This window comes from Paenibacillus sp. sgz302148, assembly GCF_056120465.1.
On record NZ_JBVYOJ010000001.1, the window covers coordinates 459294 to 473309 of the forward strand.

Genomic DNA, 14016 nt, shown 5'->3' on the forward strand with positions numbered 1-14016 from the left:
GCTTGCCGATGTGGCGACTGGATTATTTTTCGGTAAACTCCCGGTATTGTTCAACGTCAAGAAGCTTCGCCAGCTCGTCTTCCGCGCCGTCGGCCAATTGAATTTCGAGCATCCAGCCTCCGGCATACGGTTCGTTGTTCACAAGCTCCGGTTGATCGATTAGAACCGCATTCACCTTCGTAATTTTGCCCGATACCGGCGAATAAAGATCGGATACCGTCTTGACGGATTCGATCGTGCCGAGGCTTTCGCCCGCTTGAACGGTCGTCCCCACCTCCGGCAGCTCCACGAATACGATGTCGCCGAGCTGATGCTGCGCGTAATCGGAAATGCCGATTCGAACGACACCGGACTCCAGCTTCTCCGTCCATTCATGCTCTTCGCTATACAACAAACCTGCTTTGATTTCGCTCATCGTGTGAACACGCCCCCGGATTCCATATTTTTCATTCTTACCATGCCCTGAAAAAACGAATTTGATAAGCAAGAGAAGCGTTTACATGCAAAAAAGGACAGAAAAAGGCTCATTCGCCTCTTCTCTGTCCTTGTTACCTGAGAGTTTAGTGTGTTCAAACCCGCACCGCACGCCGTTTAACGCCGTATGATGAAGCATGAGCAGCACTTACACCTTGGGTGGCATTCCGCTCTCTCCAGAGTTGCGTCGGATGGTGGTACTTGAACCTGAGAGATTAATCGCCAATCAGCCGTTGGCGACTTGCTCCTTCGGTGCCGCGGCACCAAGTGCCCGGTCTCTCCCAGCATCGTCATTCGCACGTATTGAATTCATTTTCTTATTTTGCTGCCTCTAGCGTAATGGACGGCGGTTTGTCATGTCAAGCGGATTTGCCAAATCTTTTTCCAAATAAAACGTTTTCCAAAATAGATTGACAAAGCTATTCGCGCTCGTGTAATAATTTATATAATAACTGATACGTGGATGATGGCAATGGGAGAGATTGCTTCGAACATGGAAGCGACGCCGAAGGAGTAAGCCCGCAAGGGGGAATCTCTCAGGCAAAAGGACCTTTGCCGGACGCAGCTCTGGAGAGAACCCATCCGGGTCGCCCAAGGGGAAACTTCCGTCAGGACGAATGACGGAAAGGTAACTCTCAGGTACAAGGGACAGAGTGAAAAACGGGTATGCTAATGGCATGTCCTCGTTTTTCATTGTGTCCTTTTTTGTTGTCTTCTACCCTAACCAATCCGAGGTGAGCCGATGTCCGAATTAAAAAGAACACCGCTCCATTCGCTCTATTCCGCTTTTGAAGGCGCCCGCTGCATCGACTTCGGCGGCTGGGAGCTGCCCGTCCAATTCAGCGGCATTCAGAAAGAGCATGAAGCCGTCCGCACGCAAGCAGGCTTGTTCGACGTTTCCCACATGGGCGAGGTGTACGTTACTGGCCAATTCGCCGAAGCTTACATCCAGCGCCTGACGACGAACGACGTCACGAAGCTGCGGGACGGGCAGGCGCAGTACAGCCTGATGTGTTACCCTGATGGCGGCGTTGTGGACGACCTGCTCGTCTACAAGCTGACGGCCGACCAGTATATGCTTGTCATCAACGCATCGAATATCGACAAGGACCTCGCCTGGATGAACGAGCATTTGATCGGCGACGTGCAGCTCGACAATCGGTCCGATACGACGGCTTTGCTAGCTCTGCAAGGGCCGCGGGCCGCGGCGATTTTGTCGCGCGTGACGGATGCTCCGGTCGCGGAGCTTGGAAGCTTCTGCTTCCTCGCCGACGCAACGGTGTGCGGCGTCAAAGCGCTCGTTTCGCGCACCGGCTATACCGGCGAAGACGGCTTCGAGCTGTATGTCGCCTCCGAAGATGCACCCGCCGTGTGGCAAGGGCTGCTTGAAGCCGGAGAGCCGAATGGACTTGTGCCGGCCGGACTTGGGGCGCGGGATACGCTGCGCTTTGAGGCAAAGCTGCCGTTGTACGGCCAGGAGCTGTCAGCATCGATTTCGCCGCTGGAAGCGGGCGTCGGTTACTTCGTGAAGCTGGACAAAGGCGATTTTATCGGCCGCGAAGCGCTGGCGGAGCAGAAACAGCGCGGCCTCGCGCGCAAGCTTGTCGGCATCGAGATGATCGATCGCGGAATTCCCCGCTCCCATTACAAGGTGCATGCGGACGGCCGCGTCATCGGCGAGGTGACAACCGGCACGCAATCGCCGACGCTTAAGCGCAATCTGGGTCTTGCTTTGATCGACGCGAAATACGCCGAGCTTGGCACCGAGGTATATGTCGAAATTCGCGACAAGCTGCTGAAGGCGGAAGTCGTTCGGGCGCCGTTTTATAAAAGAGAGCGAGCTTAAAAATACAATTAACGAGAAATTGCGAGGAGATGGAACCGTTGAAGCACCGCTACTTGCCGATGACCGATCTAGATCAGGCCGAGATGATGCAGCAGATCGGCATTCAATCGATGGAAGAGCTTTTTGTCGATATTCCGCAGTCCGTTCGTTACCAAGGAACGCTTGACGTATCCGAAGCGCTCGACGAAATGAGCTTGCTCAACCATACGCGCAGGCTAGCCGGCAAAAACGCCGACCTGGATTCGTATGTCAGCTTTCTTGGCGCAGGCATTTATGACCACCATCTGCCTGTCGTCATTAACCACGTCATTTCGCGGTCCGAATTTTATACCGCTTATACGCCGTACCAGCCCGAAATCAGCCAAGGCGAGCTGCAGGCGATATTCGAATTCCAATCGTACATTTGCGAGCTGACCGGCATGGCCGCCGCCAATGCCAGCATGTACGACGGCGCTACCGCACTTGCGGAAGCCGGAGCTTTGGCCAGCGGAGCGACTAAGCGCAAACAGCTTGTCGTTGCCGCTACCGTTCACCCGGAAGCGCGCGAAATATTGCGGACGACGGCGCGCGGCCTGAACCTGGACGTCGTCGAAATCGGGTACGCGAACGGCGTGACCGACCTCGATGCGCTTCGCGCAGCCGTTTCGGACCGGACCGCGGCGGTCATCGTGCAATCGCCGAACTTCTTCGGCTGCATCGAGGATTTGCGCGCCATCGAACCGATCGTTCATGCGGTGAAAGGGCTGTTCGTCGTAGGCACGAACCCGCTTTCGCTTGGGCTGCTGGAAGCGCCGGGCAAGCTTGGTGCGGACATCGTCGTTGGCGACGCGCAGCCGTTCGGCATACCTTCCTCGCTAGGCGGTCCGACATGCGGTTTCTTCGCCGTCGCCGAGCCGTGGATTCGCAAAATGCCGGGCCGGATCGTCGGGCAAACCGTCGACCGCGACGGCAAACGCGGCTTCGTGCTGACTCTGCAAGCGCGGGAGCAGCATATCCGCCGCGAGAAAGCGACGTCCAACATTTGCTCGAACCAGGCCCTGCTCGCGCTGTGCGCATCCGTCTATTTGTCCACGATGGGGAAAGCGGGCATTCAAGAGGTAGCCGGCTTGAACGTGCAAAAGGCGCATTACGCTGCCGATGTGATCGGACGCATCCCCGGGGCGAAGCTGGCGTTTAACGCGCCGTTCTTCAACGAATTCGTCGTGAAGCTGCCGGATGGCGTATCCGTTCATGAGCTCAATGAAAAACTGCTGGAAGACGGCTATATCGGGGGTTATGATCTCGGCGGCGCTTATCCCGAACTGCAGGGCCATGTGCTGATTGCCGTCACCGAGCGGAGAACGAAAGCGGACATCGAGTCATTCGCCCAAAGATTGGAGGCGCTCGTATGAGTGAAACGACAACAGAGCAGCAAACAAACGCGGCCGCCGCAGGGGCAGGCGCAAATGCAGCTCCGGCAACGGATACGGTTAAGCACGACAAAGCGCTCATCTTCGAGTTGAGCAAGCCGGGACGCGTCGGTTATGCGCTGCCGGAATGCGACGTGCCGCAAACGGAACTCACGGAGCTGATTCCGGCCTCCATGCTTCGCGAGAAGCCTGCCGAACTGCCCGAAGTATACGAGGTCGACGTCATTCGCCACTATACCGCGTTGTCTCGCCGCAATTTCGGCATCGACAACGGCTTTTACCCGCTTGGATCGTGCACGATGAAATACAATCCGAAAATTAACGAGGATGTCGCACGCTTCCCGGGGTTTGCGAAAATTCACCCATACCAGCCGGAATCTTCGATCCAAGGCGCTTTGGAGCTGATGTACACGCTGCAGCAGGACCTGGCCGCGATTACGGGCATGGACCGCGTCACGCTTCAGCCGGCCGCCGGCGCGCATGGGGAATGGACCGGGCTGATGATGATCCGCGCGTACCACGAAAGCCGCGGCGAGCATCGGACGAAGGTCATCGTGCCCGACTCCTCGCACGGCACGAACCCGGCCAGCGCATCCGTCGCGGGCTTCGAGACGATCACGATCAAGTCGGACAGCCGCGGCCTGGTCGATCTGGACGCGCTGCGGGCCGCGGTCGGCGGCGATACGGCGGCGCTTATGCTGACGAACCCGAACACGCTTGGCTTGTTCGAGGAGCAAATCGTCGAAATCGCCGCAATCGTGCATGAAGCCGGCGGGCTGCTATACTACGACGGCGCGAACTCCAATGCGATTATGGGCATTACCCGCCCGGGCGATATGGGCTTCGACGTCGTGCACTTGAACCTGCATAAGACGATGAGCACCCCGCACGGCGGCGGCGGTCCCGGCGCGGGTCCGGTCGGCGTCAAGAGCAAGCTCGTGCCGTTCCTGCCGAAGCCAACCGTCGAACGCGCGGCGGACGGATCGTATTACTGGGACTACGACAAGCCGCAATCGATCGGCCGCGTCAAAGCATTTTACGGCAACTTCGGCATTCTCGTCCGCGCTTATACGTACATTCGGACTTACGGACCGGAAGGGCTGCGCAAAGTGTCCGAGTTCGCCGTGCTGAACGCCAACTACATGATGCGGCGGCTGGCGCCGTATTACGATGTGCCGTTCGAGCGCGTCTGCAAGCACGAGTTTGTCATGTCCGGCTCCCGCTTGAAGCAGTACGGCGTCCGTACGCTGGACGTTGCGAAACGTTTGCTCGATTTTGGCTATCACCCGCCGACGATCTACTTCCCGCTCAATGTGGAAGAATGCATTATGATCGAGCCGACCGAAACGGAAAGCAAAGAAACGCTGGACGCGTTCATCGACAAGATGATCGTGATTGCACAAGAAGCGGAGACGAATCCGGAGCTGCTGCTGAATGCGCCGTATACGACGGCCGTGCGCCGACTCGATGAGACGCAAGCGGCGCGTAAGCCGGTGTTGAATTGTACTTGCGGTTAATTGCCCGATTCACGATTCATAAAGAAACGGCAGCTAGAACATCAAGTTCTAGACTGCCGTTATTTTTTAACTCGGGAGCATGCTGCATTGCTTACCTTGTCGCAACCAAATCTTTCATTTGAAATAGAGCTGTTAGTTTTAGCCCTTCTTGTTCAAGTTTGCTTCGGCTTTCCGGATCTCTTTCAATGACGCACAGTACGGATTCGACAATCGCCCCGCATTCCTTAAGGTCCTTGGCGCTTAAAATAATTTGCCCCCCTGTCGTTACAACATCCTCTATGATGCAGACCCGTTTCCCCTGAATGCTCGTTCCTTCTGCCAGCTTGGACGTACCGTATTCCTTGGCTTTCTTCCTGACAAACACGACCGGAATCCCTGATGCCAGCGATAATGCCGTTGCAATCGGAATGCCTCCCATTTCTAATCCAGCCAAAATCTCGGTGCCTACAGGAATTATCTTTCTAAGTTTCCGGGTGATCTCGGCAAGCAACGCAGGATCGGATTCGAATAAATATTTGTCAAAATAGTGTTCCGACATTTGCCCCGACCGTAATTTGAACGTCCCCGACAAATGGGCGGTTTCATAGATGGCTTTGGCTAAAAGATCGTTATCCGTCAATTTTCTCATCTCCCTTGTTTTATCCTAATTTCACTATGTCCACTGCATTACAAGCATCATACCAACAAAGCTGCTAACGGGTGTATGTCGCTTAGGACAAAAAAAAGAACCGATTTTTGTCGGTTCCGCTACTGCCAATTAGGCTTCGGACTGCATCAATTGATTTATTTTTAATCCGATGTGCAATAAAAGCCGATCTTCGGCATCATGTACGGTTAAGCCTGTGAGCTGCTCTATTTTTTGAAGACGATATTTCAGCGTATTGACATGAATGTACAATGCCTCCGCCGTTTCGGACAATGAACAGTTTTTCGCAAAATAGTGTTGCAACGTGATTAGAAGATTTCCCTGATGGACCGAATCGTATTCGGCAAGCTTGCCGACAGTCTCCGAATAAAGGTTCTCAAGCTCTTTCCGGTCGTGGAACTGGCCCAATAACCGAAAAATGCCTAAATCGTCATAGTGGACATACCCGCTTCGGCCAATCGGCTTTCCAAGCTTAATCGCCTGTAGGGCTTCGGCATATCCTTTGCGAATTCCGTCAAGTCCTTCGTGGAATCGTCCGATCCCTACCGTAAAGACCAGATCCTCAAAGTTTTGAATAAAATGCTGTCTCACGGTTTGAGCCGTATCCCTTGCACTCTTCTCATAGAGCCCGTTTCGATGCGGATGCGGCTGTGAATCGCCTTTTTCACGAGGGATGAGCACTATGATCATTCCTTTTAGTTCCGTAACAAGGACTTTATAGTTATCGAATCGGAACAAGGAGTTGACTTGCTGCAACAGCTTTATTTTTCGCTCCGGACTCCACTGCGTTTGCTCCCCATTGCTTTGGTTTTCAAGAGCTCGGTCTGATGCAAGGATACAAAGCACTTCATAGTTTTTTGTCAAATCCCAGCCAAATCGCTTTCCTCTCTCAATCGTATCTTCCCTATCTTGAACCCGTCCTAGAAGAACATCGGCCAAAACATGATCCTTGAAGGTTTGTTCCACATCGACCCTGGTTATGATTTTGGAAAACTCCAGCGCAAACAGCGGCATCGAACGGTCAAACACATAAAAATCTTGTTCGAGCGGCGCTCTATGAGTAAACCAGCATGTAACATCTCCCAAAAATTCATCGTTCAGCATGATGGGAGTAACGATGCAAGGAGTCACCGTCCCGTCTAGCAGCCGATTCATCCGAATCGGGCGTTTGGCGACCTTTAAATCGTATTTCCGGGCATGATCCAAGGGGACGATGTCCATGCCTTTGTTCATATCCAGAGAAGGAATGTCGGACCCTACCGTTACCTTATTGTCCGTCAGATGCTCCAATGCCTCGATCAGCGCGGAGAGCCCCTTCCCCCGCATCGCCAATTCCGTCATCCATTGAAAGAACGATTCCAACCGCTCTTTGCCGGTATCCCGTTCGTTCAGAATCCGTTCCATCAGCGGCGTCATGATGTCCAAATAAGTAACTTCGTTTTTGATTTCAATGATCGGAAAATGGAGCCGATTCCCTTCTTGGATGATAATTTCGGGAATATGGATGGTATATTGCTCTGTCTTGATCGCTAATGCGGAGCTGCCTGCCGCCTCCAGCTGCTGCACCAGCTTGCCGATCGCTTCCTCGTCGTCTTTGATCGGATACAAGCTGGAGAGCAGCATGACATTGCCCTGCAGCCATTGAGCAATATCAGGCACTTCCATCACGGTGATGGAATCGATTGTCCTGTCGAGTCCAGCCTCTCCCGCAACAACTTTGCAATGAACGAGTCCTCCGATTTCCATTGCATCTCTGACGGTAACCCCCACTTTGAATTCTCTTCTGCAGCAATTCGTTCCAGTTACTCTTCATCATACTATATGAAAGACGGCGTATAAAACAAAAACGACAGTCTGGAGCGAACTAAGCTCCGACATGCCGCTGTCACTAATTTTATTTTAAAAGCTTCAATTGCGGATCGGGAACGTTCGGCGCCGGGGAAACCTTCGGTCTTTCCTGAATTTTGCCCAACTCTTCCAGGATCTCTTTTTTCAGCTGCTCTTTCTTTGCTTGGAACTCCTGGTCGACGAGAGCTTTGATCTCTTCTTTTTGCTTTTCCGTCAATGCATCCGGCCCGGTTTGATTGGATGCGGCACTCAGAACAGTGGAAACCGTCAACAGCAAAACAACCAACAGTATGTAGTAACTGATCTTTCTTAACAAACGACACATCCCCCTTTTTATAATGCTGTATTATTTATCCAGACGTTCATATTTGAAGTAATGTTGCGTATATAAAAAGAATAATTTTGGATATTGGCGGTAAGCTATTCGTGTTTCATCTGCACAACAAATTCCGGGAGGAATGGATGTCATGGTAAATACGACTTTGCTCGTTATCCTAATCCTTATTATTGTATTGCCACCGATCGCCCTGCTCGGGTATTTGCGCACCTTATCCAAAAATCCGAAGCACTCGATCATCCGCTCGCACCCTTACCTCGGGTGGATGCGCTATTTACTGGAAAAGATAGGACCGGAGCTACGCCAATATTGGTTCGACAGCGACACGGAAGGAAGACCGTTCTCCCGCGACGAATTTATCGCACTCGTTTTTGCGGCGAAGTACAGGTCGGACCTCATTTCCTTCGGTGGCAGGCGCGATTTCGAGAAGCCCGGATTTTATTTATCCAACGCCATGTTCCCGAAATTGACGAGCGAGCTTAGGGTGGACAATGAACCGCTATTGCCTGGCAAACGATATGTCATCACCAATGAAACGCTGTTTACGAGGCGCGAAAAATTTATTGATGAGCAAGTCAAGCCTTGGCTGCTTCATGATGACGATGTCATTGTCGTAGGCGAAAACCGCAAGCATCCGTGGCGGTTGAAAGGCATGTTCGGCGCTTCCGCAACTTCGTTCGGCGCTGTCGGCGAGCATTACATCCAATCGACCGGAAGCGGTGCGCTGATGGCCCGCGGGTCGTGGATCAATACGGGCGAAGGCGGCGTTGCGGACATCCATCTTGCCACAGGCGTTGATGTCATTTCTCAAATCGGGCCCGGCCTGTTCGGCTTTCGTGACGACACGGGCCATTTTTCCATCGAAGAGTACAAGAAAAAAGCCATGATCCCCAACATCAAAGCTTTTGAGCTCAAATTCCATCAGGGAGCCAAAATTCGCGGCGGTCATCTTGAAGGCACCAAGGTTACGGAACCCGTCGCCAAAGCCCGCTTGGTGCCCGTCGGCAAAACGGTGAATTCACCGAATCGGTTCGAATTTTTGACGAGTCCGGAAGAGGCGCTTCGTTTTATTCGCACCTTGCAAGAGGAAGGCGGCAAGCCTGTAGGCGTCAAAATCGTCGTCGGCGATCCGGAGCGGCTCAACCCGTTTTTTCAGGCGATGCTTGCGCTCGATATTTATCCCGATTTCATCACGGTTGACGGCTCCGAAGGCGGCTCCGGCGCAACCTTCAGGGCAATGGCGGACGGCATGGGGCTGCCTTTATTCGCCGCGTTGCTTATTCTCGACGATACGGCAAGAAAGTTCGGCGTACGCGACCGTTTCAAAATTTTCGCCTCCGGCAAGCTCGTCACCCCCGATAAAGTCGCGATCGCGCTGGCGCTCGGAGCGGACTGCGTCAATTCGGCGCGCGGCTTCATGATGGCGAACGGCTGCATCATGGCGATGCAGTGCCACACCGGCAAATGCCCGACCGGCATCACGACGACGGATTCCAAATATCAAGAGGCGCTTGCGCCCGAAGAGAAGCAATGGCGAGTCATGAACTATATTTTGCAGCTGCGGGAAGGCTTGTTTTCGCTGACGGCCGCCTGCGGCTTGCTGTCTCCTCGTGAATTAAGGAGGGAGCATGTTGTTTTTACGAATGAAAAGGGGCAAAGCATTCGGGTCGTCGATTTATTTCCTTATCCGGAGCCGAGTTAGTAGGTACGATACCGTTATACTTGATCTTGAAGCTCCTTTGTAATGAATCGTTCATCCTCCGTTCATATTCGTGTCCTATAGTTAGGTCGAAGCTAACGACGTACTCAAGGAGGAACATGAAATGTTCGGATTTATGCTATTTTTGCATTTCGCAGGTTTAATATTTTGGCTGGGCACCTTATTCGCCATAGTCGTCATGCTGACGATACTCAAAAAACAGCTAGGCTCGCCGGAAACCCGCCAATTGGCCAAAAAAGTCGTACGTGCCTTCAGCTGGCTCGTTTATCCTTCTTCGCTCATCGTGTTGATCAGCGGCGTGTTCATGCTCATCGAAATGGGCTTAGGCAAGGGCGAAAAGCCTCTATGGCTGGAGATTATGGAAAAAGGCGGCGGCACGATCATTATTCTGGCTCTAGTGCTGACGGCCATCATGAGCGGCAAATTGAAGAAAAAGCTGTCCGCGATCCAGGCTCAATCCGTCAATTTGTCCGCTTATTTGACCACGATGACGAGCTTTATCGTTGTCATTTTTGCCGTCATATTTGTGGTCAGTTTGAAAATATAGGGCGTGAACTTGAAGTATTTATGAGAAGAACTGTGGAGTATGTGCACGGTTCTTTTTTATTTTGAAAAGTACATTGCATTATAGAGTAATCTGTTATATATTATCAACAAGAGGTGGTTCATCTTGGAAATCAACAAGGAAGTATTGAAGGGACATATCGATACGATCCTGCTGTCACTCCTCTTCGAATCCCCGATGTACGGCTACGAATTGGCAAAGTCGACGCGCGACCGAAGCGGCGGGACGTTCGAGCTGAAGGAAGGCACGATGTATTTGGCGTTAAAACGGCTGGAGCAGCAAGGGATGATCGAGTCGTTCTGGGGGGATGACGAAGGAAGCGGCGGCGGACGGCGCAAGTATTATCGGATGACGCAGGCCGGGGAGGCCCACTATGGGCAAAAATGCAAGGAATGGGCGCTCGTAAAATCAATTATGGATACGTTTATTCATCGGGAGGATGATTAAGATGCAGACCATTGAGGGGTACATCGAATCGCTGTTTCGGCAAGCGGTGCCGTCGAAAGAATTGGAAGAGACCAAGCAGGAGCTGAAGCGCCATCTGCTGGAATCGGTTCAGGAAATTGCGGCAGCTACCGGATTGCCGCAATCGGCATGCGTGACGCAGGCGATCGATCGTTTCGGCGGACAGTTGGATTTGCGCGAGCTTGTGGAGCGATTCAATCCGCGGGATTATTCCCGGAAAACGATCATGCAAGCCGACTATCGCGAAGCCAAGATCGAAGGCTCCGATATGCGGGCGATCGTGATGCGTGACGTGAACCTTGAAGGCGCCGAAATATTCGACAGCGGCCTGAACGGGATGCGCATACATCATGGCGGCATGACCAACCTGTCGCTGCGGCACATGGATCTGGACGGCCTGTCCATCGGGTTCAGCCAGATGAACGGCGCGGTCCTTCATGATTTGGGCGGTCATACGGTGCCGATCCGATTTTCGGAAAATGATTTCAAAGGAAGTCTCGTCGATCGCTGCGATTTGGCCGGAACCCAGTTTGTCCGCTGCAACTTGTCCGGCCTTACAATCCAAGGCTCGTCACTTCAAGACAGCTGGCTGCTCCAGCCGGAGGAGTACGAACCTTGGCGGATGGAAAACGTGAATATGAGCGGCAGCGCTATCGTGAATTGTGACTTGTCCGATGTGGATATACGGGACTGCCGGATCGATGGGCTTCGGATTAACGGAATTCCGGTTGAGGAGTTATTGGAGGCGTACGGACGGAGCGGGAAGTGAGTCTGAATGATTTAGAAATGTAAAAATAAGGGCAGGTCGCTTGATGGTATCGTCAAACGCCTGCCTATTGTTTCTGTTTCTGTATGCGCTCATATGACCAGCTTAACCCCGCTCGCCTGCTGTTCGATCATTTTTTTCAAAATCGTGCCGATATGCGCGCCCGCTTCGATCGGCTGCGAGCCGCCGCGATGGATGTTCGACAGCACGGTACGCTCCGACTCCACCATGGCGATTTTGGGACGGTAGCACATATAAGCGCTCATCGAGTTGGAAGAAACGAGCCCGGGCCGTTCCCCGATCAGCAGCACGAACACTTCCGGCTGCAGCAGTTCGCCGATATGGTCCATACAGGCGACACGGCCGCCTTTAACAAAGAAGGTCGTCCCCCAGCTGAGCCCGTTCGCGCGCAAGGAATCCAGCAAGGCCGGATACACGTCGCGCAAATTCGCTTCGATCGCGTTGGCGCTAAGCCCATCCGACACGACGATTTGCACTTGCGGGCGCAGGACGCATTTTTCGCGGATCAGCTTGACGCCTTCTTCGGTAATTCTGCGCCCCTGATCCGGACGTTTCAAATAAACTTCCTTGTTTTCGTAGCAAGTCTCGACCGAAAACAAAGAAAACTCCTCCAGCAGCGATTTGCTGACTTCCCCGTATACCGCATCCACGGCTGCCGCGTGATCGGCCCGAAACTTCAGCATCGATGAGGTCAGCGGCCGGGTACCCGCCCTCCATACCGCGATCCGCGCAGGCGTTGAAGTCAGCAGCTCGTCGACGCCTTCCTTCCATTTCGGGTTCGGAATAAGCGAAACCGGGTGACTAGGTTCGTTGTATGAAGCATTGTGGCTCACATCGGAGCTTTCGCCCGCTCCTCCGCTCTGCCCGGCACCACGGGACGGCTCCGCCCCTTTGCGAAGCCGGGACTGCAGCTCGGCCATCACATGATCGACCAGCGCGTTAATATCGTGCGAATTGGACATTGTGCATGTTCACCTCGCTTATTTTTCGAATGATTTTTCGAATGATAATGCTTAGATAATGCCTAAACCATAAAAATCGAAGGATCGCCCGCCAGCGCGGTCAATTTGCCGTTCTGCATAATGCCCATCTTCTCCAGCCACCGTTCGAAATCCGGCGCCGGTCGCCGCCCCATCGTTTCGCGCAGCGTCGCGATATCGTGGTAGCTCGTCGATTGGTAGTTCAGCATGCAATCATCCGCCATTGCCACGCCGATGATGAAATTGACGCCCGCAGCCGACAGCAGCACAGCCAAGTTGTCCATATCGTTCTGGTCGGCCTTCATATGGTTCGTGTAGCAAACGTCGACGCCCATCGGCAAGCCGTGCATTTTGCCCATGTAATGGTCCTCGAGCCCTGCCCGGATCACCTGGCGGCTGTCGTACAAATATTCCGGTCCGATGAAGCCAACGACCGTATTGACGATAAACGGCTTATATTTCTTCGCGAGCCCGTAACAGCGAGCCTCCATCGTTAATTGGTCAATGCCGTGGTGGGCTTCCGCCGACAACTCCGAGCCTTGTCCGGTCTCAAAGTACCACAGATTCGGTCCCGTTCCCGTCCCTTCTCTACGGATCAATTCATCCGCTTCGTCAAGCAAAGCGACATCGATGCCGAACGCTTGGTTGCCCGCTTCCGATCCGGCCAAGCTTTGGAAGATCAGGTCGGCGGGACCGCCTTGGCGAATCGCCCGCATTTGCGTCGTAACGTGAGCGAGCACGCAGTTTTGGGTCGGGATCTGCCATTTGTCCATAATTTCTTTGGTCATTTGCAAAATGTTCTTCACGCTGTCCGTCGTATCGATGACCGGATTGATGCCGATGACCGCGTCGCCGATGCCATACGATAAGGCCTCGTACAACGAGGCGCGGATGCCTTGCAAATGGTCCGCCGGATGATTCGGCTGCGCCCGTCCGGACAGGACGCCCTTCTGCCCGATCGCGATGTTGCAATTCGTGATGATTTCGATCTTGTTCGCCGCCTGGATGAGATCCAGGTTGCTCATCAGCTTGGCCGAAGCGGCGATCATTTCGCTCGTCAGCCCCCGGCTGATCCGTTTCAGTTCGCGGTCGCCCGCCGCATGGCTCAAAATATATTCGCGGAGCTCCGCCACGGTCCAATTGCGGATTTCGGCAAATATTTTCTCATTCACCGATTCCTCGATCACGCGCGAAATTTCGTCCTGTTCCGGCGGCAGCAGCGGGTTGTTCCGAATGTCGCCCAGCGTAATATCGGCTAGCACCATTTTGGCCGCGATCCGTTCCTTGGCATCCGCTGCCGCAATGCCGGCCAATTGGTCGCCCGACTTTTCCTCGTTCGCCTTCGCCATCACTTCTTTGAGATCGCCAAACTGGTATGTGTTGCCGAGCAGCGTTGTTTTCAGTTGCACGGGTTCACCTCCA

13 protein-coding genes and 3 riboswitches are annotated in these 14016 nt (G+C 53.5%); of the genes, 7 read left to right on the top strand and 6 right to left on the bottom strand.

The features are described 5' to 3' along the window. Nucleotides 1-22: 22 nt before the first annotated feature. The gene (gene gcvH / locus AC0LWM_RS02165) at nt 23-415 is read right to left on the bottom strand and encodes a glycine cleavage system protein GcvH (RefSeq protein ID WP_474673252.1); all 393 of its coding nucleotides are present in this window, start codon (nt 413-415) and stop codon (nt 23-25) included. A gap of 244 nt (nt 416-659) precedes the next feature. After that, nucleotides 660-768, bottom strand: a riboswitch (glycine riboswitch). A gap of 169 nt (nt 769-937) precedes the next feature. Further along, nucleotides 938-1036: riboswitch (glycine riboswitch) on the top strand. Between the two features lie 3 nt (nt 1037-1039). After that, nucleotides 1040-1128: riboswitch (glycine riboswitch) on the top strand. Nucleotides 1129-1216: 88 nt separating this feature from the next. On the opposite strand from gcvH, the gene gcvT reads away from it, so the two are divergent. From gcvT to gcvPB, 3 genes are read left to right on the top strand one after another with little or no spacing between them, the layout of a single operon-like run. Next, nucleotides 1217-2320 (top strand): glycine cleavage system aminomethyltransferase GcvT, encoded by a 1104-nt coding sequence (gene gcvT / locus AC0LWM_RS02170; RefSeq protein ID WP_474673253.1) that lies wholly within the window; start codon nt 1217-1219, stop codon nt 2318-2320. A 38-nt stretch (nt 2321-2358) separates the two neighbouring features. Beyond that, entirely contained in the window at nt 2359-3711 is a 1353-nt protein-coding gene (gene gcvPA / locus AC0LWM_RS02175; protein WP_474673254.1) for an aminomethyl-transferring glycine dehydrogenase subunit GcvPA, read from the top strand. Then, nucleotides 3708-5246, top strand: coding sequence for an aminomethyl-transferring glycine dehydrogenase subunit GcvPB (gene gcvPB, locus AC0LWM_RS02180; RefSeq protein WP_474673255.1), 1539 nt, complete (start codon nt 3708-3710; stop codon nt 5244-5246). Before gcvPA ends, gcvPB begins: the two co-directional genes overlap by 4 nt. Before the next feature lie 91 nt (nt 5247-5337). On the opposite strand, the gene pyrE is transcribed toward gcvPB, so the two are convergent. From pyrE to AC0LWM_RS02195, 3 genes are all read right to left on the bottom strand, one after another. Beyond that, complete coding sequence (gene pyrE / locus AC0LWM_RS02185; protein ID WP_474673256.1) at nt 5338-5865, bottom strand: orotate phosphoribosyltransferase; 528 nt, start codon at nt 5863-5865, stop codon at nt 5338-5340. Nucleotides 5866-6003: 138 nt separating this feature from the next. Then, on the bottom strand, nt 6004-7662 hold the full coding sequence (locus AC0LWM_RS02190; RefSeq protein WP_474673257.1) for a PucR family transcriptional regulator: 1659 nt from the start codon (nt 7660-7662) through the stop codon (nt 6004-6006). A gap of 124 nt (nt 7663-7786) precedes the next feature. After that, entirely contained in the window at nt 7787-8056 is a 270-nt protein-coding gene (locus AC0LWM_RS02195; RefSeq protein ID WP_474673258.1) for a hypothetical protein, read from the bottom strand. 151 nt (nt 8057-8207) lie between these two features. Between AC0LWM_RS02195 and AC0LWM_RS02200 the strand changes: the two genes are divergently transcribed. The 4 genes from AC0LWM_RS02200 to AC0LWM_RS02215 all read left to right on the top strand — a co-directional run bounded on the left by AC0LWM_RS02200 (nt 8208) and on the right by AC0LWM_RS02215 (nt 11596). Further along, a complete protein-coding gene (locus tag AC0LWM_RS02200; protein WP_474673259.1) occupies nt 8208-9779 on the top strand; it encodes a glutamate synthase-related protein in 1572 nt (523 codons plus the stop codon). Between the two features lie 121 nt (nt 9780-9900). Then, nucleotides 9901-10344 carry a hypothetical protein gene (locus AC0LWM_RS02205; RefSeq protein WP_474673260.1) on the top strand — a complete coding sequence of 148 codons (444 nt, stop codon included), beginning with the start codon at nt 9901-9903 and terminating at the stop codon, nt 10342-10344. A gap of 123 nt (nt 10345-10467) precedes the next feature. Beyond that, complete coding sequence (locus AC0LWM_RS02210; protein ID WP_474673261.1) at nt 10468-10809, top strand: PadR family transcriptional regulator; 342 nt, start codon at nt 10468-10470, stop codon at nt 10807-10809. Between the two features lies 1 nt (nt 10810). Continuing rightward, complete coding sequence (locus AC0LWM_RS02215; protein WP_474673262.1) at nt 10811-11596, top strand: pentapeptide repeat-containing protein; 786 nt, start codon at nt 10811-10813, stop codon at nt 11594-11596. A gap of 89 nt (nt 11597-11685) precedes the next feature. On the opposite strand, the gene eutC is transcribed toward AC0LWM_RS02215, so the two are convergent. After that, entirely contained in the window at nt 11686-12576 is an 891-nt protein-coding gene (gene eutC, locus AC0LWM_RS02220) for an ethanolamine ammonia-lyase subunit EutC (protein WP_474673263.1), read from the bottom strand. Nucleotides 12577-12638: 62 nt separating this feature from the next. Continuing rightward, nucleotides 12639-14003 (bottom strand): ethanolamine ammonia-lyase subunit EutB, encoded by a 1365-nt coding sequence (locus AC0LWM_RS02225; RefSeq protein WP_474673264.1) that lies wholly within the window; start codon nt 14001-14003, stop codon nt 12639-12641. Between the last annotated feature and the right edge of the window lie 13 nt (nt 14004-14016).

Bases quoted from the DNA above. Each gene is read 5' to 3' on its own strand.
- gcvH (WP_474673252.1), bottom strand. From the start codon at position 415: ATGAGCGAAATCAAAGCAGGTTTGTTGTATAGCGAAGAGCATGAATGG.
- gcvT (WP_474673253.1), top strand. From the start codon at position 1,217: ATGTCCGAATTAAAAAGAACACCGCTCCATTCGCTCTATTCCGCTTTT.
- gcvPB (WP_474673255.1), top strand. From the start codon at position 3,708: ATGAGTGAAACGACAACAGAGCAGCAAACAAACGCGGCCGCCGCAGGG.
- AC0LWM_RS02200 (WP_474673259.1), top strand. From the start codon at position 8,208: ATGGTAAATACGACTTTGCTCGTTATCCTAATCCTTATTATTGTATTG.
- AC0LWM_RS02205 (WP_474673260.1), top strand. From the start codon at position 9,901: ATGTTCGGATTTATGCTATTTTTGCATTTCGCAGGTTTAATATTTTGG.
- AC0LWM_RS02215 (WP_474673262.1), top strand. From the start codon at position 10,811: ATGCAGACCATTGAGGGGTACATCGAATCGCTGTTTCGGCAAGCGGTG.
- eutC (WP_474673263.1), bottom strand. From the start codon at position 12,576: ATGTCCAATTCGCACGATATTAACGCGCTGGTCGATCATGTGATGGCC.